This window comes from Ignavibacteria bacterium (assembly GCA_041649015.1).
In the GTDB taxonomy this organism is placed as follows: domain Bacteria; phylum Bacteroidota; class Ignavibacteria; order Tepidaquicellales; family Tepidaquicellaceae; genus CAIKZJ01.
Genome location: JBAZNU010000002.1, coordinates 455,167 through 479,217 on the forward strand (window position 1 = coordinate 455,167; position 24,051 = coordinate 479,217).

Consider the following 24,051-nt stretch of genomic DNA (forward strand, 5'->3'; position numbering starts at 1 on the left):
TAATTAATGGATAAAAAATCTATAATCGGTTTTGTTGTAATTGGTATCATACTTATCGCATGGATGATGTGGACTTCGAAAAACCAAAAGCCTCAAACTCCGCCAAATCAAAATGTTACGACTGTTCAGGATTCGGGCAAATCAAAGGTAAGCACCGATTCTGTCAAAATCATAAAGAAGGATACTACGGTTGTTAATGAGTATTCCACTAATTTTGGAAACACATTCACACGAAGCTCTATACAATATTCAAAGGATTCTTTATCAGCATCAGAAAAAATATTTACGGTTGAGAATGATAAATATCGGTTTGAATTCTCAAACTTCGGAGGGGCGCTTCTTAAAGCTTATCTGAAAAATTTTACCACATGGGACGGCAAAGAAGTTCAGCTTGTAGACTGGAAAAAAGAAAGAGAACTCAACCTGATGTTCACTTCTAAAGAGGGTGTAACTATCAACACAAGGGATCTATTGTTTATTCAGTCAGATTATCCTCATCAAAATGTTAACCTTACGGAATCTAAAGATTTTACGTTAAAATACAGTCTGATTCTCAATAACGATTCATCGCAAAAAATAGTAAAGACCTATACATTTATTCCAGACTCTTACGAATTCACAGTAGATTATGAATTCAGCAATCCCTCAAAATTTATTGCAGATAATAAATATCAAATAGTTTGGGGATCATCACTTAATCTAACTGAATACAGAAGCGACGAAGAGGCAAGATTTTCAGGTGCTTACTCGTACATGGGCGGCGAGCTTGAAGAAATGATGCCATCAGACTTTAACAAAGAAGAAAAATTTGATGCAAACGGCAATACCGACTATGTTGCAACAAGGAATAAGTATTTCGGGGTTTTCATAATTCCGATTTCGAGAAAAGGTGACGGTGCTTATCTTACGGCTAACAAGATGCATCTGCCGGATGAAGGACAAAAGAATCTATTTTCTATCGCTGTAAAAATGGATATCAAGAACGATTCTTATGAAAAATCAGCTTTCAAGATTCTTCTATCACCTGTCGATTATAAGATTCTTAAGTCATATAATATGGAACTTGAGAAAACCATGCGTTTCTCTCTTGATTGGCTTGTCAGGCCGATTGCGCAGTATGCAATTATCCCCTTCTTTAACTTCCTGCATTTATTCATTCCTAATTGGGGTGTTGTCATAATAGTTTTTGCTATAGTTCTTAAAATTGTTCTTAATCCGCTTACAAAGAAGCAGATGTCATCAATGAGAAAAATGTCAACTCTAAATCCAAAGATGACTGAAATACGTGAAAAGTATAAAGATGACCCTCAGAAGATGAACTCTATGATAATGAAACTCTATAAGGAAGAAGGAATAAATCCGATGGGTGGTTGTCTGCCTATGCTTCTCCAGTTGCCTATTCTTTACGCATTATTCGGAGTGTTTCAATCTACGATTGAATTAAGACAAGCTTCATTTATTTGGTGGATTACAGACCTTTCGGCTCCGGATGTTCTATTCCACTTACCTTTCAAGATACCCTTGTTTGGTATAGATCAAGTATCGGGACTTGCAACCCTCATGGGCATAACGATGTTCATACAACAGAAAATGACAGTTACTGATCCTAAACAGAAAAGTCTGGTTTATATTATGCCAATAATGATGACCCTTTTATTCTTTAGTTTCCCATCAGGATTAAACCTGTATTATTTCATGTTTAACCTGCTTTCAATCGGTCAACAGTATTACACGACTAAAATACGTCCTCCAAAAGAAGAAGAAATAAAGAAGCCTGTAAAACCAGGTATGATGGCAAGATTCATGGAAAGAATGCAGCAGCAGCAAAAGGAAATGAACAAACGAAGGAAGAGATAATAAATTCAATAAAAAAAGGGGATGTAAATCCCCTTTTTAGTTTTTGTGGAAATGCCGGGAGTCGAACCCGGGTCCGAAAAGCAGACCATTGAAACATCTACAAACTTAGTTTGTTTTTAGTTTTCAGGAATCATGTCTAAACAAACAAACCACTCATCCCTATCCCGATTAATCTCGACACAAACTATCAGGCATTATTCATGTCCATCCCATCAGTCGGCATCATTCATTCCCGGACAGGAAGCGGGAGATGATGATGTTTAGCTGCAATTAAGCGGCTAAAGCGTAGTTATTTTCTGCGTTTATTTTTTTCCAGCCGTTTAAAGTGTCTGCCGGGAACACTGATTGCTGTTTCAACCATCTGTGCATTCCGTCGAAGCCGTTGCATTCCCTATAATTCTATTACTTCGTTTTTATATTACTTGTTCCACCGCCGGATGTTTTCACGTCTTCTATTTTGGAAGATTTATCCTTGAATAAAATACCGAAAGGAACTATCACAATGTATCCTAACACCAGAAGGATCGGAGCAATTACAGTCGGCAGAAAACCGTCAACTGAATTCTCTGACATGAAAATATAGCCAAGAATAATCAGAAGTATTCCGGTTCCGATTATTGCATAATTCCTGTTTGTGAGTGACAAGTGAAATGTATCAGCTTGTTTTGATTTTTTCGATTTTACAACTTTTGCCATATCAATTATATTTTAGAAAGTTCATCGTAATAATAAGCAACAGTGCTTATTCCTTTATAAAAATTGTTAAGGTCAAATTTCTCATTTGGTGAATGTATATTATCATCCGGTAGACCAAATCCAAGAAGAATAGCATCCGCTCCGAGTACTTCATTAAAAGAATTAACGATGGGAATTGAACCTCCTTCTTTAAAGAAAACCGGGTCAACTCCAAAGGCATCTTTCAGAGCTTTTACAGCAGCCTTTATTGCAGGAGTATCTATAGCAGTGACAGAAGGTTTACCTCCATGAAGATAAGTAACCTTCACCTTTACAGATTTTGGTACAATCTTCATTACATACTTTTCAAAAAGTTTAGCTACTTTTTCCGGATCTTGATTAGGGACAAGCCTCATTGAAACTTTTGCACCTGCAACCGAAGGCAGCACTGTTTTTGCACCATGCCCCTGATAACCGCCCCAGATACCGTTACAATCCAGCGTAGGTCTTGCAGAAACTCTTTCAATTGTGGTGTACCCGTCTTCTCCACACAGTTCTTCAACCTCCAGGTCCATTTTGTATTTTTTCTCATCAAAAGGAAGTCTGTTAAACTCATCTCTTTCTTTTTGCGAAAGAGCGACTACATCGTCATAAAATCCATCTATTAATATTCTATTCTTATCATCTTTTAGTTTAGTTATTGTCTCAGCAAGTGCATTTATAGGATTGTGAACACCGCCTCCGAACGTACCTGAATGAAGGTCTCTGTTTGGGCCTGTTATATCAATCTGCATAAAACATAGTCCTCTGAGACCGTAACAAATTGACGGCATATTGTCCTTATACATTGAAGTATCAGAAATAACTACATAGTCAGCTTTGAGAAGTTCCTTTTGCTTTGCGAGAAACTTATATAGATTTGTGCTCCCGATTTCTTCTTCACCTTCAAAAATAACTTTCAGGTTTATAGGCAGCTTACCATTATTCTTAAGATGAGCTTCAATACTCTTTATATGTATTAAGATTTGTCCTTTATCGTCTGCTGAGCCTCTTGCATATATCTTACTTCCTTTTACAGTCGGTTTGAAAGGATGATTTGTCCAAAGATCAATCGGGTCAACGGGTTGAACATCATAATGACCATAAACAAGAACAGTAGGCTTGTTTTTTCCTGCATTTAAACAATCTGCATAAACAATGGGATGCCCATCAGTCTGATATACTGTCACATTATCAAGTCCGATACCCTTCAGATGATTTTCGAGCCAGGAACATGCTTTCTTGACGTCATCTTTATGTTCTTCCTCATTGCTAATTGAAGGAATGCTTAAGAAATCTTTTAATTCTTCAAGATACCTATCTTTATTCGATTCAATGTATTTTATTATTTTCTCCATATACCAAAAATTATGCGGTTAATAAAGATACTAACCGCATAGTATAATTAAAAGTTTAATAAAAATAAATGTTATTGTTTTCCAAGTTTAGCTTTAAGAGCTTTAATCATTTCAATCGCTTCTTTATTCTCAGGTTCAAGTTGAAGGATTTTCTCGTAGGTTTCGATTGATTCCATATCTTTGTTTCCAAACCTGTATGACCGTGCAAGAAACTCAAGTGCAAGGACAAATTTAGGGTCTGATTCAATAACTTTCTGGAAAAAAGGTACTGCATCAAGATATTGTTTCATAGAGTAATAGCAGAATCCCTTATAAAGTGTTGAGAATGGGTTTGGATTTCCCAGATCAATACTTTTCTGAAACTTTTCAATAGCTGCCTCATACTTTTCCTCTTTGTATAGCGATTTACCCCATTCATAATAAGTATCATAATCTAAGCTGTCCTTTTGAAGAGCCATCTTGAAGTATTTCTCTGCTTCATCGAATTTCTGAAGGTTCGAATTTACCTTAGCAAGAACCTGCAGGTCTTCTTCGTCATAGTATTTAATTTCCACTTTAGAGAAGTATTCAACAGCTTTATTCAGAAAGTCCGTTTTATTTACATCATCTATCTCAGCTTTTTCAGCGTAGATATAAGCAGTGTAAAGATTACCGGTTGAGGATTTCGGGTCAGTCTTCAAAACCCCATCAAGAATCTTTAGGGCTTCATTGAATTTTTCGTTTGCCGGTTCGTTCTGATTTCTGTCTGAATAATAAACACCCTGAGCATATAGAACTTTTGCGTAGTATGAGTTTCCTTCCTGAGAACCTGGCATTAATTCACTGTACTTCTTAAAGGCTTCGAGAGCATCGCCGAACTGACCACCAAAATAAAGGATTCTACCTTTTCCAAAATAAGCTGGTGCATAATTGGGGTCAACGCTAATAGCATTATTAAATTCGACAATAGCTTCATTGTACTTTCTTTGTCTTGCAAATGACTCACCGAGACCTGTATAAGCCTCAGGAATTTTTTTCAATGCAATAGCCTTCTTGTAATAATCAGCGGCAAGCTTGAAAGAACCTCTTATTCTGTAAGCATCGCCAAGACCTACGTAAACTTTAGGATTCTCTTTGCTGATTGTAGTAGCAAGAGTCAATACCTTTATTGCGTCATCGATTTTTTCCTGTGCGGAAAAATTATCAGACTGTGCAATCATAAGGTCGATATTATCCGGTTCGATTTTCAATCCCCTCTTGAATAAGTTATTAGCTTCTGAATATTTCTTCTGGGAACTATACAGATTTCCAAGAGTTATCATAGCACCTATACCCTCATCATCCTCACTCAATGCTTTTTTAAGATTCTCTTCGGCTTTAACCAAAGAACCTGTTCTGTAGAGAGCGAGACCATAAAGATAATAAGCATCGTAATCTTTATCATTGACAACTACTTTGCTGAGAATATCAACAGCTTTAAGGTAATCACCTCTGTTAATCGCATCTCTGCCTTTTTGTAAATCATTCTGTGCCTGTGCAGTCAATGCAAACAGCACTAATAAGCAAATCGATAGAATTGAAACTTTAATCTTAATCATGTCTTTTATACTTTAAATTTAATCTATTAATCTAATTGTATAACCTTAACCGGTTGTGAAACCGGAACCAGTCCTCTCTCTAGAAACACTTTTTGTCCGTCTTTGTTCCTTAGGAACGTAATCCAACCAGTCGAAAGCTGTATATCAAGAACTGTAGTATAAGCCCAAATCTTTCGAGTGTATGGATATTTTTTAGTGAATACAAGTCCCTGGTGAAGTTGTGCATAGTCATCCTGTCTTCCGCTCGGGTATATTCTCGATACCCTGAGTGTTTTAACAGAAGTATCCAGAGAATCCTGATTACCCATCGATAGCCAAGCAAGGTTTGAGATACCAATACTATTCTTAGTGCTTCTAATCATATCAAGCATCTGAACACTGGTTGAACATATAACCGCAGTCTTAATGTATTCCATTCCTGCAAGGAGAGTATCTTTAATGTAGGAATAAATAGCTGAATTTGGTCTTTGAATAAAAACCTTTATTTTGTTATCATTACCCTTCAAATTTGCCAAGACCTCTTTATTTTGTTCATCATCAGGTGCTTTTATCTGTGACCATAGTTCATATTTTCCTGTAAATATATTTTTTAGGTCATCTGAGGTAACTCTGAGTACGGGATTACTCTGATTGACGATAAATGCAACGGCGTCGGTTGCAATCTCCTGCTTTTGAAACTCCATTTTATTCTCTTTAAGAATCCTGAGTTCTTCGTCATTTAACTCGGAAGCGCCCATTATGAGTTTTGTATCTTTGTTGATAAGGTCTGCAATTGCAACCTTTGTAGGTTTTGAACTGTAAGTAATCTTAGCTTCGGGATTCAGGCGTTCGAATTCGCTTTTAAGATAAGGTAAAACGGGTTCAATATTTTCATCAACTTCAATAGAAAGCTCGCCAATCGTTGCCTTGGATTTAATCTCTTTGAAATCGCAGCTGCTAAAACCTAACGAAAATAAGACCAGTATAACTAAAAAATATTTACAGGAATTGTGTTTCATAATCTGATGTATAAAATACAGGCGACATTTAGCCGCCTGTTTATGTGCTAATCTTTATGTTGACTTTTAATTAACTCTTCCTGAGCTCTCTTAATTCTTTCAATTTCTCTTTCCCTTTTCATCTGATTCCGTTTGCTTTGAACATAAACGTAACGGTAAATTCCGTAACCCATAAATACTGCTCCAAAAATCAATCTTTTAGAAATATCCAAATTTTCGAACAATAATCCGCTAAACAAGAGAATACCCATAACTACACCAACGATAGCAGTAAAGATGTTTATGAACATCGCACTATTCATCGCAGGCAGAATTAATTTTCTTCTTTACTTTCTTCTTTATTCTCTTCCTTTTTCTCTTCTTTCTTATCTTCGTCGCCGGAGTCTTTCTTGAACTTACCCGTCAGTGTGAAGCTGAACGGAACGCTAACCCAGCATCTAACAGGGGCACCCTGCTGCAATGCGGGGGTGAACTGGAGGTTCATTACCTTTGATGTAACTTCATCTCTGAACACATCCGGGCCGCTGAAACCGCCAACAGAAACTACTGATCCATCTGGTCCGACAAGAACTTTAACGGTTACCTTGCCTTCAATACCGCTTGAACGAGCAATTTCAGGATATCTCATCGAGCTTTTAACCTGTCCTAAATTAACAGCTACAGGCGGTTTATCGACTTCAAACTGCTGATAAGTTTTGTTCTTTTCTTTCTTTTCTTCTTTCTTTTCAACTTCTTCTGTCTTCTTTATATCAACCTGAATTTTACCTGTTTCTTTGTTAGGGTCAACATTTTCACTACCTTCAGATGAAACGAATGCTTTAATCTTTTCAGTTTCATCAACTTTTTTGATTGTTTCAATGTCAGCCTTTTCTTTTGCTACAGGTTCAGGAGTTAAAGCAGCGAGGTCCTTAAGAGCTTCAGGTTGCTGAACCTGAACATCAGGAGGAGGAGGAGCATCTTCTTCCTGAGCTTCGGTTTCCTGTGTTTGAATATCTTTCAACTCAATATCTCTCTTAATCTGCAGCTGTTTTTCTTCCTGAATCTTTTCAATGTATATCGTAACGATGTAAGAGCTAATCAGGAAAACATGAATAATAATAGCAAAAATCAATCCTCTCGAAGCATACTTAGCTGCAAATTTCTTTAACTCCGGAGCACCATATTGCATCCTTTGTTCTATGGGTTCCTTGAAGTCCCCTAATGTTTTATTTTCTTCTGTCATTTTGATAACCTCCGCTGTTTAAAGGTTTTATTATTTTAAAATATTCTAATTTTTGAACTTATAGTATTTAAAAATGTTCCCTATTTAATTTACAAATATAATCATTTTACTGTATAAAGAACATTCATTTTAATATAAAATTAATGCTTTTACTTTAGTTCTCAGGAGGGAAATAAGGCAGAATTCCGATAGGATTATGGAAATATTTCTTTATCAATTCTGCAGATGAAAGGTCCTGATCCGTCTTTCTATCATTAATAACATAATCGTCAAAATTCATCCCGACAAGGTATTCGGCAGATTTAACACTATCAAGAATATCACCAGAACCGATAGTCATTAACCTGTCATCCTGATTTTTGAAATAATATATACTCTTCAAAGTTTTTTGTTTATCAGGAAGTTTTGCGTCATAACCTATGTAAACACCCGAAACCGGAATAGTCTTTGGATTAACTATGAAAAATCTCCTATCCGAGATAAAGTACTTTCCATCGAGAATATTGTGAAGGTTTTCAGCGAGGAGGAGTTTCTCTTCATCTTTCGTCAATGAATCTGTAGTAGAGAATTCTTTTGGTGCAAAGCCAACAGTACGAGCAGTCTTACCGTTATGTGCAAGAACAAGAGTTCCAAGCGGAGAATCTTTAAACACTTTGCGAACGTCCTCATGTCTCATTCTTATGCAACCGTGAGAAGAAGGTCTAACTCCGAGGCTACCATAATAACCAGTACCGTTGAGAGAATGAAAACCAATACCCTGATTGAACGGCATAAAGAAATACATTTCTGCACCGTTATACTGTGATGATTCATGTTTTTCAGTCTTATGGAAAATAGCGAATAAACCCGGGCGCGATTCCACGCTTCTGCTAAGATATTTATTACCAGAAGAAATCGGATACTTAAAAACGCGTCCGTCCCTAAAATGCTGATAAAGCATCTGCTGGTCAATTCTAAGTTCGAGCCAGCTATCTTTATCTGTGTAAACGGTATCTTTTAGTCCGACCGAAACATCGTTTTCAGAAAGTATATTAATTTTCTTAGCGGCATCGTTTCTCTTCGTTGCATGCGGGAAGTATTCTGTGAAACCGTCGTTGATAAATGCAGTGTAAAAAGTATTCTGCCCGGCAAGCAATACGTATGACGCAAGTAAAAAACAAACAAATACAAAGGGAATAAAGATTATATACTGACTTCTGTCGTTTTTACCCACTGTATATTGTATATTATTTTGCATGTATATTTAACATATAATTTATTAAAAATATCTCACAAATTCTATGTTTTTGGGATGTATTAACCGAACCTGCCGGTAATGTAGTCTTCAGTCAGTTTTTCTTTAGGTGATGTAAATATTGTACGTGTTTTCCCGAGTTCAATAAGTTTGCCGAGAAAGAAGTAAGCTGTAAAATCACTTACTCTCGCTGCCTGCTGCATATTATGGGTAACGATGACAATTGTATATTCTTTCTTAAGCTTTGTAAGCGTTTCTTCAATGGCTGAAGTAGATATCGGGTCTAAAGCAGAGGTCGGTTCATCGAATAGAATTATTTCAGGATCAACAGCAAGAGTTCTTGCAATGCACAGTCTTTGCTGCTGACCACCTGACAGAGCTAAAGCAGATACTTTAAGCCTGTCCTTAGATTCTTCCCACAAACCTGCAAGGATGAGTGATTTTTCAACGATTTCATTTAAACGAGATTTTTTATATCGTTTGTTCATAATCAAACCTGCAACGACATTATCGTAGATTGACATAGTAGGAAAAGGATTTGGTTTCTGAAACACCATACCAACTTTTCTTCTAACTTCAGTAATATCGTATTCGTTTATATCCTTGTTATGAATTTTAATTGTACCGGTAACTTTAGCACCTGGAGTAAGATCATGCATAAAATTAAGAGAGCGTAGAAATGTAGATTTACCGCAACCTGAGGGACCGATGATAGCAGTTACAGCATTACCTCTGATTTTTATGCTAACGTCCGAAATAGCTTCCCTACCGTTAAATGCAACTGTCAGAGATTCAGTTTCGACGGAATGCTTTATTTTATCCATCTTAAATGAATCCACATTTTGGAAGTCTTCCGTCAATATATCTTTTACGATTTCTTCTGTATCCATATCAACTTTGCGAATATTTATTTCGAGTAGCGAGTCTAACGATAAGACTAACAATAAAAACGATGCAAATAAGAACAAATGCACCAGCCCATGCTTTCCTGTGCCATTCTTCATACGGTGATATAGCATAATTAAAAATCTGAACCGGAATTGATGCTATGGGTTCATCGAGATTAGATGCCCAGAAGCTGTTACCGAACGAAGTGAAAAGCAAAGGTGCTGTTTCCCCCGCAGCTCTTGCGATTGCAAGGAGAATTCCAGTAATGATTCCGCCTGATGCAGTACGAAGAACTATTCTGAGAGTTGTTTTCCATCTTGGAATCCCGAGAGCGAGTGCGGCTTCACGAAGTGAATGCGGAACGAGTTTCAACATTTCTTCCGTTGTTCTTGTTATTGTCGGTATCATCAAAATACCAAGAGCAAATCCACCTGCTAAAGCAGAGAATCTTTGCATTGGAATAACAAGAACTCCGTAAGCAAAGATACCTATTATGATTGAGGGAATACCGCTTAGAACGTCGGTTACAAACTTTACTAAATTTGCAAGAATACTTTTGGAATACTCATTCACATAAATTCCTGCCATAAGACCGACGGGAATACCGATAAGTGAACCGAGTCCCACGAGTATGAAAGTACCAACGATTGCATTAGCCATACCTCCGCCAGTTTCTCCGACAGGTTTTGGCAGTTCAGTAAAGAAAGCAAGATCGAGAGAAGAAGCTCCCTGCATAGTTGTATAGAAGAATATATACAACAAAGGAAGAATTGCTATGAACGCTGCAATTATGCAAGCCATAAGCATAATTGTACTTTTAATCTTTCTTCTTGATGCATGAGTTTTACTTACTTTTGCATAATAATCAATCATTATTTTATCTCTGCCTTTCTAGTGTAACTGTAAATGAGAAGTCTTGCGAATGAATTGATTATAAAGGTAACTCCAAAAAGTATAAGTCCGACTTCTATAAGAGAAGAGATATGCAGGCTACCCGATGCTTCAGCAAACTCATTTGCAATGACAGAAGCCATAGAATAGGCAGGTTCGAATAATGATGCTTTAATCTGAGCTTTATTACCGATAACCATTGTAACAGCCATAGTTTCGCCGACTGCTCTACCGAGTCCGAGAACGGTAGCGCCGAGAATTCCGTTTTTCGCGTTAAGGAGAGCCATTTTGATTGCTTCCCATTTAGTAGCGCCAAGAGCGTAAGCAGCTTCACGCTGAGAGATTGGAATTGCTCTTAGGACATCCCGTGAAATAGCAGTGATGATTGGTGTAATCATGATTGCGAGAACGATACCTGCAGTAAGCAATCCAAACCCGATTGGATTGCCTTTAAATATAGGTAAAAATCCAAGTGTATCCTGAAGGAAGGGCTGAACGGTATTTCTCATAAAAGGAGCCAGCACGAAAATACCCCAGAAACCATAAATAATACTCGGAATAGCTGCGAGAATTTCTACGAGAAAACTAATTGTATTTTTAATGAGCTGAGGTGCAAGTTCGGTAAGAAAGACTGCAACGCCAATACTAACGGGCAGTGAAATAGCTAATGCAATAACTGAAGAAACCAGAGTTCCGTAAATAAAGGTAAGAGCGCCAAAATTATCTTTAACAGAATCCCAGTTTTCCGAGAAAATAAAACCAAAACCGAAAGCATCACGGGAGGCTTTTGAATCGATGAACATTATGTAAATTATATACCCTACGAGTAAAATAATCATGAATGCGAAAACGAGGGTAATATTCTCGAAGAATATATCCGAAATCTTTTTCCCGGCTTTTATCTCTTTTCGAATTAATACTTTATTTGCCGAGTTAGTCGATTCTTCATTTATACCATTATTCATATTAATACAAAAATATGAAAATTATTAATTACCCAATGTAAACAAATTGTTAAGTTTTTAATGTAATATTTATGTAAGCAGATATAAAAGAAAAGGCACTTTTGCGAGTGCCTTTTATGATGGATGAAATAAAAATGATTTATTTTGCTACTGTGATTGTTCCCCTGCCCTTAAAATTAGTCGGAACTAATTCAATCTTTGTAGAAGGACCCGGAAAGGACGGTCTTAAGGAATCATTGACTGTGCTCATAGGAAACGAAAATCTTCTTGTAGTATCGCTGTATGAATTCACTGTCATGGTACTTGAAGCATCGCTATTTTTATAAGTCATATTATGTCTTAATTTAAGAATCGATTTATTGAGATTCACAGTCCAACTAACGGGCTGCGAAGATGTTACTCCACCGATAGCATAAGTAATAGTAATAACTGAATCGTTTAGATTTGAGAAACTGTAAGAGAGAGTATCAGATGTGTTCGAGATTACTGTTTCATCCGACGAGCAAGAATAGAGACTTAAAGCAAAAAAAGCTGCCAGCAATAAAGGAATAATATTTTTCATTTAATATAATAATTTTAATTATAATGATGTGAAATTAATTTATTTATATAAAGTATGCAACTCAATTATATCATTTTTAATATAGAGAAATCTTTCTAATTTAATGTATTTAACAATAAAACCTCATTTACGATTATGAAAGAATTAAAAGGAACAAACACGGAAAAGAACCTGCAGGCGGCATTTGCGGGTGAATCTCAAGCACGAAACAAATACACTTATTTTGCAAAAGTTGCACGTAAAGAAGGCTATGAACAAATAGCAGCTTATTTCGAGGAAACTGCCGATAATGAAAAAGAACATGCAAAGATGTGGTTCAAGCAGCTTGAAGGAATCGGGACTACAAAAGAGAATCTCGAGCAGGCAGCAAAAGGCGAGAACTATGAACGCACGATAATGTATCCAGAATTTGCGAGAACAGCCCGTGAAGAAGGGTTTGATTCAATCGCAAGATTATTTGAACGCGTTGGTGAAATTGAAAAGCGTCACGAAGAAAGGTACAAGAAGCTATTATCAAATCTTGAGAATGATTTAGTCTTCAAGCGCGGGAAGGAAACGATTTGGATTTGCAGAAACTGCGGGCACATACATGTTGGAACCGAAGCACCTAAAGCATGTCCGGCTTGCTGGCATGATAAGTCTTACTTCGAGGTATTCAGCGAAGATATTTAGTAATTGCATATGAAAGAAAAAGGCTGCTTTAATGGAAGCAGCCTTTTTAATTTATCTTTTAGTTATACGTCTGTATTTAACGATTGGTTTAGCCTCTTCTTCTTTAATTAGTTTTGCTTTTGCTCTTCCTCTCTCGTTATATTCATTATCAAGTTCAAAGCCTTTATAAAGATAGCTGAAAGAGAAGGTCCAACGGAGTTTATTGTCTTTATCGTTGAAGAATAAGGAAAAGAAAATTCGTACTCTTTCATAGTCATCGATAATTTTAAACTCATTCGGGTAATTATCATATTTGATAGTAATGGGTGAAGTTCCATTTGATTCAATTTTATCAAAATCCTCCTCGACAAGAATATAAGAATTATGTTCGAGAACTTGTCTTCCCTTTCTGTTAACAAGAGGAGTATTCAAATAAATAATCGCAACTGTTGAAACGGGACCAAGGTATTCGGCTATTAAATCATCGGAAGGCGAGATTTGAATTTCAAAATTACTATCGTCGTGTTTAAATCCTTTTATTTCGCAATCAATTCCTTTTGGAACAATTACGGCAAAAGAATTCATGAAATCGGGTAGTCCGTATCTGTAATTGAAAGAATGAATTTTGTCGTAAGGACGTTTACCTTTGATGTTTCTGAAAGTCCCCCAAGCATATTTCAAAAGTTTAGAACTATTCACAACCGAAGCAAACTTATTTATGACAGTAAATCGGTTGTTATTATCGATCGAATCCTTCGTATTTGGCTTTTTCCTGAATCGTTTATTCAAATAAACGACTCCCTCACGAGAGTTCTTAGACCTAAAAATATAGTCTCCAAGCTTACCGCTTACTGATCCGAGATGCTGATTTCTTACCTTTGCCATAGAATTATATTAAATAATAGATAATTTTGCATATCTGAGGCCTGATTCATGCTGCGGGGATACTGAGCGCAAGCTACTTGCAGGCTTAGAGCATGGTATGTTCATGGTATGTTGATGGGATGTTCATGGGATGTTTATGGGATGATAAAATAATTAGCTGGATTTACAGAGGATTAAAGCATGCTTCTTTTTTATAAATTCAAAGAAGTCTTTAAATCTAATATGACTATTTTGAGTAATCACTGTAGATAATATACAAAAAATAGATGATTAAGTCAATGCAAATCTCAAACAAAAAATTGATATTCCAGGAAAAAGAATAATTATTCTGAGAAATATTTATGTATTAAATTCAGTAATTCAACTTTGTCAATGGGTTTTGAGATATAATCGTTGCAGCCCGCTTCTATTGCTTTTTCCTTATCACCTGATAGACCAAAGGCAGTTTGGGCGATGATAACGACATTCTTATTGAATTGTCGAATTTGTCTTACGGCTTCATATCCTCCCATTTCAGGTAGACGTATATCCATCAGAATGAGGTCAATATACTGATTAGCACGAACGATATCAACAGCTTCTGCTCCGGTATTCGCCTTAAAAACTTCTTTACTAATACTTTTAATAGATTTATTCAACAATATTTCCGAAACCTCATCATCCTCAACAAGCAGTATATTTAAATTTCTGATATTTTTCTTGTTTTCATAATCAGCGGGAACCTGTTCAACGTATTCTTGCTTCTTATTAATATCGTAAGGTAGTGTGAAGTAGAAAGTTGAGCCTTTTCCTTCTTCGCTTTCAACCCATATTTTCCCTCCAAGCATTTTCAAATATGCTTTGGAGATTGAAAGACCAAGCCCAGCACCCTGGAATGCCATTCTGTCTTCAATATCGGCTTGAATGAAACGTTCGAAGATTGCATGTTGGCGGTCTTTAGGGATTCCAATACCTGTATCTTTTACATAGAATTCTAAAAACCCTCCTTTATGAGTACAACTAATTTCTATTTCACCTTTGCGTGTAAATTTTATAGCATTTTTTACGAGATTAGTGAGTACCGCGTACAGTTTCTCACGATCGGTATTTAACATCTCTTCTTTGTTTGGAAGCGAATTTTTAACAAAAAGTTTCAGTCCATTGGCTTCAGCTTCTGGCTTAAAGAAGGTATATATATATTCTATTTGCTCCGATATGTTCGATTGTGTTAAGTTTAATTTCATTAGACCAGCTTCAATCTTTGAAATATCTATAATATCGTTTATAATGTTAAGCATCCTTTTACCGCTTTTGTTAATCAATTCAATATACTCTTGCTGTTCATCACCAGTAAGATCGGGTTCTTTCAATAGTTCTGCAAAACCGAGAATACCATTCATCGGGGTGCGTATTTCGTGGCTCATATTGGCAAGGAAAGCCGATTTCAGCATATCACTTTGTTCGGCTTTTTCTTTGGCTTTTATAAGTTCAACTTCAGCAATTTTCTTTTCTGTAATATCCTGATTAACTCCAAAAGTTTTAATAGTATTCCCAAACTCGTCTTTTACGATAAAAATCTTAACGCTAATATAACCAATACCACCGTCAAAGTATAATATACGATGCTCGATATACTTCGTGAAATAAGGATCTTTACTTTCGATTGCTAATTGCGTTTCATGAGCAACTGAAGATGAATCATCGGGATGGACAAAACGATTTGCATAATCTTCGATGGACATTTGATAACCACCCATATCCTTAGCAGAAGTATGGAACATGCTATAGAAACTATCGGTGAAAGTAAAAATACCTGTTCTTATGTCCAGTTCCCAACTTCCCAGTTTAGCAATTTCGTGCGCCGCTTCAAGTTTTCTTCCATTCTCTTCGGCTTCTTCTTTTGCTTTAAACAATTCAATTTCAATATTTTTCCTGTCTGTAATATCCTGGCAGGTACCGTACGCTTTTACCGGATTTCCTTGATTATCTTTAATAACCCTCCACCGTTCTTCAACGTACTTAATATTTCCAAGAGCGGTAATTATTCTATGTTCAATCTTATTATAGTCATCCTTATTGTATGAGTTAGAAAATGCTTCGTTTACATTTTGCCTGTCTTCAGGATGGACAAATTCTAAGAATGAGTTATGGTCAGGATAGAAAATGGCAGAGTTTAGTTCGAAAATTTTATATGTTTCTTCAGACCAAATAACATTCAGGTTGGATAAATCGGTTTCCCAACTACCGACTTTAGAAACAGTTTGAGCTTCAATTAAACTAATTTCATTTCTTTCTGCTTTCTCTTTAGCTTTAAGCAACTCTTTCTCTGCTTTATTTTTTTCGGTGATATCTTCAAAAATAACACAGAACCGATCATTTGATTCCCAGGGGCGATACACATTACAATGGTAGAGTTTATCAGTTGCCTTATGGTACATGTCAAAAATAATAGGAACACCAGAAACAGCCACATTGCCATATAATTCAATCCAAGACGATTCGGTATCCGGCCAAACTTCATGTATTGTTTTCCCATACACTTCTTCCCGCTTTACTCCTGTAATTCTCTCGTAAGCGTCGTTGATGTACTCGAAACGATAACTTATGAACTGGCCGTTCTGATTAAAAACAGACTTAAAAATCACAAATGCGTTCATCATGCTTCGAAGCAGCCATTCTTGTTCTTGAGCCTTAGTACGAACTTGCTCTTCAGTTTTCTTGCTTTCTGTTATATCAATTGTATATCCAGCTAAATAATTTTTCCCGCTTATTGCAATCGGAAACTTTATAGTAGTATAATCTCGGTCATTTAGATTTTCGTCTATCTTAAGAACTTCACCTTTGGAAACAACATCCCAATCATCTTTTGATATTTTTCTTGCAAACTCAAGCGGATAAAGCTCCTCCATTTTTTTGCCAGTCAATTGAGAACCGGGAACTCCAACCATATCGTAGAAATTTTCGCTTGCAAACAGAACACGGCTTTCATTTTGAGTAACCTGCTTCAGATATGCATAAATAGGTGAGTTTTTAATGAATAATGAAAACATCTTATTACTCGCCTCGTGTGCTTCCTCAGCAAACTTTCTTTTTGATATATCTCGAACAACTGAAAGAATGCGTGATTGCCCGTTGATGTTCACATTTTTCAGAGAAACTTCTGCCCAAAAAATATCGCCATTCTTCTTCCGGGATTTCCATTCGAAAGTTTGAGTACCATCCTTAAAGACTTCGCGAAGTAACTTCTTTGCTTCTTTCATTGAATAAGGGCTCACATCAAGACTGAAATCCCGGAGCGTTAACGACAATACTTCATCATGACTGTATCCATAAAGACGGAGACCTGATTCGTTGGCATCGAGTATTGCACCAGATTTCGCATCGTAGACAAAAATGGCTTCTGTTGTGGAATTGAATATTTCTCTATAATTACGTTCACTTTTTTGCAATTCTTCTTCAGCCTTTTTTCTATCAGTGATATCTTTTACAATTGCTAACACCACATTTTCATTTCCGTAACTAACTATGCCAGTTGATACCTCAACAGGATAGACAGTGCCATCTTTACGACGATGCTCGCTTTGAAACACGAATCGCTGTCCTGGCACCCATTTGCTCCAAGTAAGTAAAATATCGGTTCTTGTCATGTCCAATTTATCATTTGTCTGACCGTCAAACACTGTTAATCCAAGCCACTCCTCTCTTGTATAACCTGACTGCCTGCAAGCCATATCATTAACTTCGAGAACACGTCCTTCCAAATTGTGAATATAGATACCTTCAGATAATTTATGAAACAAAGTGCGATACTTTTCTTCACTTTTCAGTAACGCTTCCTTCGTTTGTATTTGTTGAGTGATATTCTGAGCATGAATTGCAATATCTTCACCAATCGATACAATCACCAAACGCAGCCATGTTGGCACTGAAAGTATCTCTCCAACATATACTTCTTTTAATATCTGAGTTTTACCAGTATTAGCCGCGAGTAATAATGCTTCAAAAACGGATGTTCCTTTATGGTTTGGGAAAAGTTCGAGCAGACTCTTTCCTTTGACTTCATCCGGGTTAGTTCCATTAATACGGGCAACTGCCTTATTCTCGTAAACCCATGTAAAGTCAATTACATCACCTTTTTTGTTTCGCAGAGGATGAAGAATAGTGAAACCATCTGGTGACAAATCCTGAGCAATCTGAAAACGTTCCTCACTTTCACTAAGCCTTTTACGCATTTCATTGTTTAGACGCAGTTCTTTCTTTAATTCTTTTGTCTTTTCCGCAAGCATTTTTTCGAGACGCTGATTTTCGGATTTATTCACCTCTTTAATTTTAATCATTGATTTGATTTGAGCGAGAAGGTCGGTTTTGTCAAAAGGTTTGGTGAGAAAACCTTCTGCACCGCTTTCGAGGGCGCGAACTTTGTTCTCCTTTTTTTCTTTTAGAGGGGTAATAAAAACAACGGGAATGCCGCATAGGTCTTCATCCGTTTTAAGACTTTTACAAACAGTGAAACTATCTACTATATGGATATCGATTAATATCACGTCGGGATAGCGGGTTTTTGCGACTTCGATACCCACTTTTCCGTTAGCCGCTGTGTATATTTTGAAACCGCTGAACAATTCAGCAATAAGCGCATTCAAAGATAACAGACTGCCGGTATTATCACCGATGATTAAGATTTTTTTCCGTGTTTGCGCCATGGATTAATAATTATCAATTTTAGAAAGATAGAAAATCTAAGTAACAGCACCACTTAGTTTATGGGTTCGACAATTTGCCAATGAATTCAGAATAGAGCATCCTAAGCAACATTATTTTATGACCAATTATTGTGTAAATTACTTACTTATTTTTTATAATACAATTCCTTTTTTCAGATACAAAAAAGTGCAAACTCTTTACATTTCATCCGGCAATTCTTTTAAAGGACTAATTAATTGTGGTAATAAAAAGAGAAAACACTAATTAGATTAATGAGATTGATTAGTATATGACGAATGCGAGAGATAAAAATGAATTTATAAGTATTACAAGGCGTGGCAAGAGCGACAGACAGAGATAAAGATAATGAATAACTGAGAATTCAACCGCTTGAGTCGTTCGCCACAGCAGACTTACAACTTGGACGCAAAGAATAAATATCAAAATACGAAGGAGATAAGAATTTAACGCAAAGTTCGCAAGGGAAGCAAAGGACGCAAAGAAAACCATTATTATTTTATTTTTATTATGGTTTGATTTTTACACAGTTTTAAAACATGGTAACATCAGGTTAAGAAATATACATTGCCAGCATGAAAGAATAGGAATACAATATAGATATATAAAAATGAGTTATGGATATAAAGATAGAATACCCGTAGATTAGATATATTTTTTGATGTAATAATCAACTGCTGTTCAGTGATTTAATACAAAGACTACAATGTTGATTTTAAATGTAAATGTTTGCGGATATTAAATAAAAAACCCGCAGGAATACTGCGGGTTTTGCAAGTCATTATAAAACTTTTACAATATTATAAAAAGTTTTACTTCAATAAAGACATTACTTTAGTAGCAATAAAATCATTTGTTATGATTCTATAAAGATATACACCGCTTGACAGTTTAGAGCCATCGAAAGTAAACTCAAAATTACCTGCTGACAAAGTAGAATTTACCAATACAGAAACTTCCTTACCAGTAATATCAAAAATACTTAATCTGACAGGACCAGCTTTTGCGAGAGCAAAGCTAATCTTTGTTGACGGATTGAATGGATTCGGATAATTCTGATTTAATGAGAATTTATCAGGAACATTTGTTCCAATCGGATTAACACTCACCATACCATTCATAACCGAATTGTACATCATGCCCGTATTTCCAGCCCCAGTACCGACTTCACCAACAACAGTACCTCTATGAATATTGTTCAGGCAGACGCCGTAGAAATGACGTGTTTCACCGATTGGAGTTTGATTTGACCATACATTACCCCAATCAGTAGAAGTAAAGATAACACCATTATCTCCGCAGACAGTGATAGTTCTTTTAATGTTTGTCGGCGGGTCTGTTTTAATCACATCAATTGAGCGTAAATGCTGCGAAGTGAATGAAGGTTTAACTAACCAATCGATACCATAATTTGTTGACCACATATATCTACCGTTATTGCCGATTAAATAGGCAATATCTTTTGAGGCAAAGACAACATCATTAAGGTAATCGTAGATACCAGCATTTCTTGGTCCATAATTTGTGGTCCAATTAACACCGTGATTTGTAGAGTACCATAAATAACCGTCAGTACCAGCAATAATTCCTCGAGTTTCATTAGTTGAAGCAACATAGACATAATCAATTGAATGCATAGTCCAAGGAGTTACATCGGTTCTTTTCGTGAATGTTAAACCAGCATCATGAGTTTCGAAATAGGTGCCTGCATAACCGACAAAGGTGACATAATTATAATCATAAGCCTGACTAACAGCAATACCCCTTATTGTATTGTAAGGAGTATCGTAGGGTCTTATAACAGACCAGGTAAGACCAGCATCTATTGATTTAATAATAACACCTCCCATACCTGCTGCATAAACTACCTGTTCGGTAGCAAACTTAACGTCGTTCAGCCAAATATTAATATTCTGGTAAACAAGCGTCCAATGGTCTCCTGCATCACTTGTTCTAAGAACAGTACCACCCTGTCCTACCGCAACCCCAACAAGTTCATTCAAACTTGGGTTGAGATCATTTTTATAAAAATCCACTGCAAAGAGTGAATAAGGAACGCCAGTATAATAGGCATTCCAGGTTTGTGCCTTAATAAACGTGACGCCAATAAATAAAAGGCACGCGAGTAAAACCAGCTTTTTCATTGTAATTAAATATTTAATTAATGACTTCATTGAATTTTTGTTCAATTTTAGAATACTTAATAATGAATGTCAAGTCATATTAATTAATATTTGCAATTCTTAAATTATGGCATAGAAAATGTATGAGAAATGATGTTTTACCGGCGTTACAAATTTTAGAGACACCTCAGGAATAGAAATTTAAAATCAAATTGGATTAACTTGCTTAAATAAGAATAAAGAAGATTAATACAACATATCAGGTTCGTAAAGAATACTTTACGAATAACGAAACGTTTTATCGGAACGAAAGCTTGTACGGATAAAAGAAAAGATTATGAATGAAATACACTGCAATTGTCTTGCACGAGATAAACAGTGATTTTTTATTTGAAAGATATGATGGCAATCCCGAGATGATAAGGATTGAAATAAATAGTGTTAAAATTGCAAAGGCTGCAATGAATCGCAGCCTTTGATTAAAACGCATATTAGAATATAGAATGATAGTCTAATAGCCGAAGATTTGTTCAAGTGTCAGTTCTTCAACTTTACCGTATTTTTCAAGAATGCTAAAATCAAGTTTGGATTTATCCCCAATCACGAGATAAACATATTTGTTACCTTTTACGAATTTTTCATTGAATGCTTTTACGTCGTTAATGTTGAATTTACTGACGTTATCGTAAACATCTTTTCTGATATCATAATCAATTCCCTGTCTTTTTGCAGAAAGATAAGAACGGAGGACATCGCTTCTGAGTATTCTTTCCGTCTGAATACTTTTCAGAACACCATCTTTTGCGGCACTGAAAGTGACTTCACTCATCGGCATATCGTTTAGCAATGCATCATATCCAGACATTGCCTCGCCAAGTTTGTCAGACTGAGTGCCTATGTAAGAAGACATCATAAAATGTTTCTCTTTGGAATCAGGGATTCCGTATCTTGAGGAAACAGAATACGCAAGAGCTTTAGCTTCTCTCAAATCCTGGAAAACGATTGAGCTCATACCGCCTCCGAAATACTCATTGTAGAGAGTTATAATAGGAATGCTCTTTGAGTCAAACGTACCACCTCTATTAATGAAAAGAATTTCGACCTGTTTCATCTTATAGTCAACAAAATAGACTTTGTTTTCGTTTGTCGGAAGTTCCTCAAACGTTTTATTTACAGGAGGAGAAGCGGGCAGTTCTTTTGTTCGATAGTAGAAACCAGAAATTTTCTGAAACTCATCTTTGTCGAGCGGTCCGTAATAAGTAATTATATGTTTTAATCTGCCGAGAGATTTCAGCAAGTCCGTCAGTTCTGAAGGATCCAAGCTTTTCAGTTCACTTTCGGAAATCTGAGTTGTTTGCGGATTAACCGGACCGAACATACCCCAATTCATCATAGCTCCGCGAAGTATAACATTTTTTGAAAGTTTTCCGTTTGTTCTGCTTTTAAGAATATCGTCAACCAGATTTTTGTATGCCGCTTCATCGGGTACAGCATTTGTTAGAAGTTCCATTAACAGGTCTAAAGCAGATTTAAAATTTTCGCTTAGACCGCTTAGAGAAATCTGCATTCTGTCACCGAACTGATTTGCGCTGAAGCTACATCCAAGTCTATAAAACTCCTGACTGATTTCGGATGCTGATTTATCCTTTGTACCAACGAGCTTTAAATAGCTTAGTGCTGCTGATAGCTTTTTATCAGCATTATTTCCGAATTCATAGATGAATGCCATTTCAAAAAGATTATTTTCGATATTCTTCATTGTATAAACATCCACACCTGGTTTTAAGCTGAGCAATGATATTTCCGAATTATAATCCACGAACTGCGGTGCGATATCAGCTACAGGTTCATTAACCATCTTTGTCAGGAATGATGACTCCGATTCTCTGTTTACCTGAACGGGAGTTATTTCAGGTTTAACAATTTTCTGCACACTTTTATCTTCACCTGTTTTCTTGAAGACGACAACATAGTTATTTCCGAGATATTTATTTGCAAGGTTAACAACATCCTGCTTTGAAACTTTTGAAATTCTAGCAAGAGATTTATAGTATCTATCCCACGGAATGTTTGTCGTGAAAGCACTGACGTATGCCTGAGCCCTGTAATCGTTACTCTGGACTCCTCTTACTCTGCCGAGTTTATAGTTATTGATTGTAGCTTCAATCATCCAGTCAGGGAAATCACCTTTTCTGACTTTATCGACTTCAGCAAGGATTAAACCTTTTAAATCGTCAAGAGACTGACCTTCACGCGGTGCAGCAGAGAAGATTAGAGTGCTGTAATCCATCATGTCGTCAAGGAATGCAGCGGCATTAAGAGCCTTCTGCTGTTTCACTATGTTAAGATCTATGAGTCCTGCACTTCCATTGTAGAGGATACTACTCATCATGGACATAACGTCGAATTCATCAGTACCCACCCCCGGAAACCTGAAGCCAAGAAGAATACTTTCGGATTCAGGTGAAAATACGGTCTTCTCAATAGGGCTTGAGATAGGGTCTTCGACAGCAGGAATAAACTTCGGAACAACCTTTGAGGGTATATTTCCGAATTTTTCATCAATAAGTTTAATTGCTTCGTCCGGGTCGAAATCACCAGCGATAATAATAGCCATATTGTTTGGAACGTAGTAAGTATTGAAATAATTTATTACTTTTTTCAGTGAAGGATTTTTCAGATGTTCAACAGTACCAATAGTAGTTTGGGTACCATAAGTGTGTTTCTGAAAAAGCCCCGCATAAAGATTTTCGAATGCTTTTGATGATCCGTTATCCATAGAGCGGTTCTTTTCTTCATAAACAACTTCAAGTTCTGTATGGAAAAGCCTCATTATCGGTTCTCTGAACCTTTCAGCTTCAATCGTAAGCCATTTTGTAAGCTGGTTTGATGGAATTTCATTCGTATAAACCGTCTGTTCGTTTGATGTATAAGCATTCGTCCCGGTGGCACCGATAGACGCAAGCATCTTATCGTATTCATTCGGGATAGCATAAGCCGATGCAAGATAGGAAACTGAATCTATTTTTCTGTAAATCATTTTTCGCTGCAGTTCATCTGATGTAGCCCTGTGCTGTTCATATAAGTCAATGATTTCATTAATAAGTATCCCTTCCCGAGAAAAATCTTTGCTGCCGAAATTACTCGTACCTTTAAAAAGCATGTGTTCGAGGTAATGAGCGAGACCAGTAGCGTCAGACGGGTCATTCTTACTTCCTGCTTTCACGGCAATTCTTGTGGTGATACGGGGTTCGGCATTGTTGACCGACATAAAAACAGTCAAACCATTTTCGAGTTTATAGATTCTCGTCCCCATCGGGTCATCGTCGAATGTTTCATAAGAATATTTCTTCTGTGCAAAAATACTTGTAATGGCAAAAGACAGTAACAAGATAAATAATAATTTTTTCATGATTGTAATTTGA

The 24,051-nt window shown here is 36.4% G+C and carries 17 protein-coding genes and 1 other RNA gene; 2 read left to right on the top strand and 16 right to left on the bottom strand.

The features are described from left to right. Positions 1 to 6 precede the first annotated feature (6 nt). Positions 7 to 1,857 (top strand): membrane protein insertase YidC, encoded by a 1,851-nt coding sequence (yidC, locus tag WC644_05165; GenBank protein ID MFA5011326.1) that lies wholly within the window; start codon positions 7 to 9, stop codon positions 1,855 to 1,857. A gap of 43 nt (positions 1,858 to 1,900) precedes the next feature. On the opposite strand, the gene ssrA is transcribed toward yidC, so the two are convergent. From ssrA to WC644_05225, 12 genes are all read right to left on the bottom strand, one after another. Continuing rightward, positions 1,901 to 2,249, bottom strand: a transfer-messenger RNA (tmRNA) gene (gene ssrA / locus WC644_05170). 10 nt (positions 2,250 to 2,259) lie between these two features. Next, complete coding sequence (locus WC644_05175; protein MFA5011327.1) at positions 2,260 to 2,553, bottom strand: hypothetical protein; 294 nt, start codon at positions 2,551 to 2,553, stop codon at positions 2,260 to 2,262. Positions 2,554 to 2,558: 5 nt separating this feature from the next. Next, on the bottom strand, positions 2,559 to 3,929 hold the full coding sequence (locus WC644_05180) for a dipeptidase (protein ID MFA5011328.1): 1,371 nt from the start codon (positions 3,927 to 3,929) through the stop codon (positions 2,559 to 2,561). Between the two features lie 71 nt (positions 3,930 to 4,000). After that, positions 4,001 to 5,506, bottom strand: coding sequence for a tetratricopeptide repeat protein (locus tag WC644_05185; protein ID MFA5011329.1), 1,506 nt, complete (start codon positions 5,504 to 5,506; stop codon positions 4,001 to 4,003). A gap of 26 nt (positions 5,507 to 5,532) precedes the next feature. Beyond that, entirely contained in the window at positions 5,533 to 6,504 is a 972-nt protein-coding gene (locus WC644_05190) for a substrate-binding domain-containing protein (protein MFA5011330.1), read from the bottom strand. 47 nt (positions 6,505 to 6,551) lie between these two features. After that, the gene (locus WC644_05195) at positions 6,552 to 6,806 is read right to left on the bottom strand and encodes a hypothetical protein (GenBank protein ID MFA5011331.1); all 255 of its coding nucleotides are present in this window, start codon (positions 6,804 to 6,806) and stop codon (positions 6,552 to 6,554) included. Between the two features lie 11 nt (positions 6,807 to 6,817). Then, complete coding sequence (locus tag WC644_05200) at positions 6,818 to 7,726, bottom strand: TonB family protein (GenBank protein ID MFA5011332.1); 909 nt, start codon at positions 7,724 to 7,726, stop codon at positions 6,818 to 6,820. A gap of 154 nt (positions 7,727 to 7,880) precedes the next feature. Continuing rightward, positions 7,881 to 8,963 (bottom strand): L,D-transpeptidase, encoded by a 1,083-nt coding sequence (locus WC644_05205; protein MFA5011333.1) that lies wholly within the window; start codon positions 8,961 to 8,963, stop codon positions 7,881 to 7,883. Positions 8,964 to 9,022: 59 nt separating this feature from the next. After that, the gene (gene pstB, locus WC644_05210) at positions 9,023 to 9,775 is read right to left on the bottom strand and encodes a phosphate ABC transporter ATP-binding protein PstB (GenBank protein ID MFA5011334.1); all 753 of its coding nucleotides are present in this window, start codon (positions 9,773 to 9,775) and stop codon (positions 9,023 to 9,025) included. Positions 9,776 to 9,851: 76 nt separating this feature from the next. After that, positions 9,852 to 10,721, bottom strand: coding sequence for a phosphate ABC transporter permease PstA (gene pstA / locus WC644_05215; GenBank protein MFA5011335.1), 870 nt, complete (start codon positions 10,719 to 10,721; stop codon positions 9,852 to 9,854). Then, the gene (gene pstC / locus WC644_05220) at positions 10,721 to 11,704 is read right to left on the bottom strand and encodes a phosphate ABC transporter permease subunit PstC (GenBank protein ID MFA5011336.1); all 984 of its coding nucleotides are present in this window, start codon (positions 11,702 to 11,704) and stop codon (positions 10,721 to 10,723) included. The genes pstA and pstC overlap by 1 nt, the downstream gene beginning before the upstream one ends. A 139-nt stretch (positions 11,705 to 11,843) precedes the next feature. Then, on the bottom strand, positions 11,844 to 12,266 hold the full coding sequence (locus WC644_05225; GenBank protein MFA5011337.1) for a hypothetical protein: 423 nt from the start codon (positions 12,264 to 12,266) through the stop codon (positions 11,844 to 11,846). Between the two features lie 135 nt (positions 12,267 to 12,401). Here WC644_05225 and WC644_05230 point away from each other — a divergent pair, with 135 nt between their 5' ends. Then, positions 12,402 to 12,938 (top strand): rubrerythrin family protein, encoded by a 537-nt coding sequence (locus tag WC644_05230; GenBank protein MFA5011338.1) that lies wholly within the window; start codon positions 12,402 to 12,404, stop codon positions 12,936 to 12,938. A gap of 51 nt (positions 12,939 to 12,989) precedes the next feature. On the opposite strand, the gene WC644_05235 is transcribed toward WC644_05230, so the two are convergent. The 4 genes from WC644_05235 to WC644_05250 all read right to left on the bottom strand — a co-directional run bounded on the left by WC644_05235 (position 12,990) and on the right by WC644_05250 (position 24,038). Beyond that, a complete protein-coding gene (locus WC644_05235) occupies positions 12,990 to 13,802 on the bottom strand; it encodes a hypothetical protein (protein ID MFA5011339.1) in 813 nt (270 codons plus the stop codon). Positions 13,803 to 14,125: 323 nt separating this feature from the next. After that, complete coding sequence (locus WC644_05240) at positions 14,126 to 18,484, bottom strand: PAS domain S-box protein (protein ID MFA5011340.1); 4,359 nt, start codon at positions 18,482 to 18,484, stop codon at positions 14,126 to 14,128. An 831-nt stretch (positions 18,485 to 19,315) separates the two neighbouring features. Continuing rightward, positions 19,316 to 20,677: a T9SS type A sorting domain-containing protein gene (locus WC644_05245; protein ID MFA5011341.1), complete on the bottom strand. Its 1,362-nt coding sequence runs from the start codon at positions 20,675 to 20,677 to the stop codon at positions 19,316 to 19,318. Between the two features lie 460 nt (positions 20,678 to 21,137). After that, positions 21,138 to 24,038, bottom strand: coding sequence for an insulinase family protein (locus WC644_05250; protein MFA5011342.1), 2,901 nt, complete (start codon positions 24,036 to 24,038; stop codon positions 21,138 to 21,140). Positions 24,039 to 24,051 lie beyond the last annotated feature (13 nt).

Excerpts from the sequence above, each read along its gene's own strand:
- WC644_05175 (MFA5011327.1), bottom strand. The coding sequence starts at position 2,553 with ATGGCAAAAGTTGTAAAATCGAAAAAATCAAAACAAGCTGATACATTT.
- WC644_05185 (MFA5011329.1), bottom strand. The coding sequence starts at position 5,506 with ATGATTAAGATTAAAGTTTCAATTCTATCGATTTGCTTATTAGTGCTG.
- WC644_05230 (MFA5011338.1), top strand. The coding sequence starts at position 12,402 with ATGAAAGAATTAAAAGGAACAAACACGGAAAAGAACCTGCAGGCGGCA.
- WC644_05235 (MFA5011339.1), bottom strand. The coding sequence starts at position 13,802 with ATGGCAAAGGTAAGAAATCAGCATCTCGGATCAGTAAGCGGTAAGCTT.
- WC644_05200 (MFA5011332.1), bottom strand. The coding sequence starts at position 7,726 with ATGACAGAAGAAAATAAAACATTAGGGGACTTCAAGGAACCCATAGAA.
- WC644_05240 (MFA5011340.1), bottom strand. The coding sequence starts at position 18,484 with ATGGCGCAAACACGGAAAAAAATCTTAATCATCGGTGATAATACCGGC.
- WC644_05225 (MFA5011337.1), bottom strand. The coding sequence starts at position 12,266 with ATGAAAAATATTATTCCTTTATTGCTGGCAGCTTTTTTTGCTTTAAGT.
- WC644_05190 (MFA5011330.1), bottom strand. The coding sequence starts at position 6,504 with ATGAAACACAATTCCTGTAAATATTTTTTAGTTATACTGGTCTTATTT.
- WC644_05245 (MFA5011341.1), bottom strand. The coding sequence starts at position 20,677 with ATGAAGTCATTAATTAAATATTTAATTACAATGAAAAAGCTGGTTTTA.
- pstC (MFA5011336.1), bottom strand. The coding sequence starts at position 11,704 with ATGAATAATGGTATAAATGAAGAATCGACTAACTCGGCAAATAAAGTA.
- WC644_05250 (MFA5011342.1), bottom strand. The coding sequence starts at position 24,038 with ATGAAAAAATTATTATTTATCTTGTTACTGTCTTTTGCCATTACAAGT.
- WC644_05205 (MFA5011333.1), bottom strand. The coding sequence starts at position 8,963 with ATGCAAAATAATATACAATATACAGTGGGTAAAAACGACAGAAGTCAG.
- WC644_05195 (MFA5011331.1), bottom strand. The coding sequence starts at position 6,806 with ATGAATAGTGCGATGTTCATAAACATCTTTACTGCTATCGTTGGTGTA.
- pstA (MFA5011335.1), bottom strand. The coding sequence starts at position 10,721 with ATGATTGATTATTATGCAAAAGTAAGTAAAACTCATGCATCAAGAAGA.
- WC644_05180 (MFA5011328.1), bottom strand. The coding sequence starts at position 3,929 with ATGGAGAAAATAATAAAATACATTGAATCGAATAAAGATAGGTATCTT.
- yidC (MFA5011326.1), top strand. The coding sequence starts at position 7 with ATGGATAAAAAATCTATAATCGGTTTTGTTGTAATTGGTATCATACTT.